The organism is Cellulosimicrobium cellulans (genome assembly GCF_007679345.1).
In the GTDB taxonomy this organism is placed as follows: domain Bacteria; phylum Actinomycetota; class Actinomycetes; order Actinomycetales; family Cellulomonadaceae; genus Cellulomonas; species Cellulomonas cellulans_A.
Genome location: NZ_VEGH01000049.1, coordinates 1 through 206, shown reverse-complemented (window position 1 = coordinate 206; position 206 = coordinate 1). Strand labels below are relative to the sequence as shown.

Annotated in this window: 1 protein-coding gene; it reads left to right on the top strand. The window is 76.2% G+C overall.

The genetic code is table 11. The annotated features are described in order from the left end of the window. Positions 1–18: 18 nt before the first annotated feature. Positions 19–206: hypothetical protein (locus tag FS882_RS21470; RefSeq protein WP_222848285.1), on the top strand; the 188-nt coding region annotated here is incomplete at its 3' end.

Genomic DNA, 206 nt, shown 5'->3' with positions numbered 1-206 from the left:
GATCTGGTCGTGGGTGACGTGCCCGAATCGGACGGGCCGGCGTTCGAGGTCCACCTCGACCCACCCGCACCGGTCCCGACCCAGCGCCGGGCATCGCGCCGGTGGCCGGAGACCACCACCCGTGGTGCTCCCACCCGGCCGGCCGAGCCGATCCCGACCGCCACGCTCACCCCGGTGAGCGACCCCGAGGCCAGCACGGCGCCGAC